A 1,822-nucleotide genomic window follows, 5' to 3' on the forward strand; every position below is an offset into this window, starting at 1 on the left:
ATGGACGTATGGTTCGACTCCGGCTCGACCCATTATTCCGTCTTGAAACAACGCGAAGAATTGGAATGGCCGGCTGACTTGTACCTCGAAGGCAGCGACCAACACCGCGGCTGGTTCCAATCCTCCATGTTGACCGGTTGCGCCTCATCAATGGGTCGTGCACCATACAAACAGCTGTTGACCCACGGTTTTGTGGTTGACCAAAACGGCCGCAAAATGTCGAAATCCATCGGCAACGTCGTCGCGCCGCAAGAAGTCTACAACGAATTCGGTGCAGATATCCTGCGCCTATGGGCGGCATCCACCGATTACAGCGGTGAATTGGCGATTTCCAAAGAAATCCTCAAACGTGTAACTGAAAGCTACCGCCGTATCCGCAACACCTTGAGCTTCCTGTTTGCCAACCTCAGCGACTTCAATCCTATTGAAGATGCCGTGCAACAGGCAGACATGGTGGAAATCGACCGCTACGCCGTGGTATTGGCACGTCAGCTGCAAGAGCGTCTGGCAGGCGATTACTATCCGCGCTACGCCTTCCACTTTGCCGTAAAAGACATTGTTTCTTTCTGCTCGGAAGATTTGGGCGCGTTCTACCTCGATATCCTGAAAGACCGCCTCTACACCACAAAAGCAGACAGCCATGCACGCCGCAGCGCGCAAACTGCCCTGTATCACATCACACGCAGTTTGGTTCTGCTGATTGCTCCGATTTTGTGCTTCACCGGCGAGGAAGCATGGGACATCATCGGTGGCGGCGAAGAAGATAGTGTCCTCTTCCACACATGGCATGAGTTCCCACCCATCAACGAAAAAGCCGAAGCCGAACTGGTGAAAAAATGGACGGCAATCCGCGAAGCCCGCGAAGCCGTAACCGCCGCCATCGAGCCTTTGCGTACAGACAAAACCGTTGGTTCTTCATTGCAAGCAGAAGCTGAAATTACGGCTCCGGAAGAAATTGCCGACTATCTGAACACTTTGGGCGAAGAATTGCGTTTTGCTTTACTGGTGTCTAAAGTGGAAGTGAAAGTAGGTAATGAACTTGCTGTAACCGCTAAAGCCAGCGACGGCGAAAAATGTGAACGCTGCTGGCACTATACCCACGATGTGGGCGCAGTTGCAGGCCATGAAACCATCTGTAAACGTTGTGCCGATAACGTTGACGGTAAAGGCGAAGACAGGCATTACGCTTAATTGTTTGGTCTAAGATAAAGGCCGTCTGAAAACTTTGAAAATAGGTTTTCAGACGGCCTTTTATTTGACAAGAATGGAGATGAAGATGAAAAAAAGGATACTGTTTTTCACTATAAGCTTATTGTCTGCCTGCAATAATCAGCAACAGCAACCGGTTGAACCGTTACAGGAAACAATCCGAGTGCACAATATTCCGATTAACGTGATTACCCCTCAAAACGGCGTACCGATTGATTTTGAAAAAAAAGAATTTCAAGAAGCAAAAACATTTTTCGACAAGATTCAGAAAGTAGCGAAGGTTGCGAGGGCATATTATATTTATCCCGAACCATCATGCTATACAAGGGGAAGCGGACGCTACTCTACGAAAGAATGTCACCCAGGCTTGGTTGAAAAAACATGTTTTTTAGTGAGTATGGAACTACTCAATCCTTCTTTGACAAAACTTTCAAACGAACAGCGGTTATCGGGAAGCCTCAAATATATCAAACATCGGAAAAGAGAACTTAAGAAAAATGCCATGCTATCGTAACATTTGATATTTTGGATGAAGGGGTAAATTATATTGTCTATGCAAAGAAATTTAGAAAATATGCCCATTCCAAACCAGAAGTTACCGCCAACCTAGCTT

Annotated in this window: 2 protein-coding genes; both read left to right on the plus strand. The window is 47.1% G+C overall.

The window, feature by feature from the left end; genetic code table 11:
- Positions 1-1,191, plus strand: a 1,191-nt coding sequence (locus ACTHS3_RS12185) for a class I tRNA ligase family protein (protein ID WP_440368057.1), incomplete at its 5' end; no start/stop codon positions are given.
- Between the two features lie 79 nt (positions 1,192-1,270).
- Positions 1,271-1,723, plus strand: a complete 453-nt coding sequence (locus ACTHS3_RS12190) for a hypothetical protein (protein ID WP_440368058.1) — start codon at positions 1,271-1,273, stop codon at positions 1,721-1,723.
- The last annotated feature ends 99 nt before the right edge of the window (positions 1,724-1,822 follow it).

Source organism: Neisseria sp. P0009.S007 (assembly GCF_051962515.1).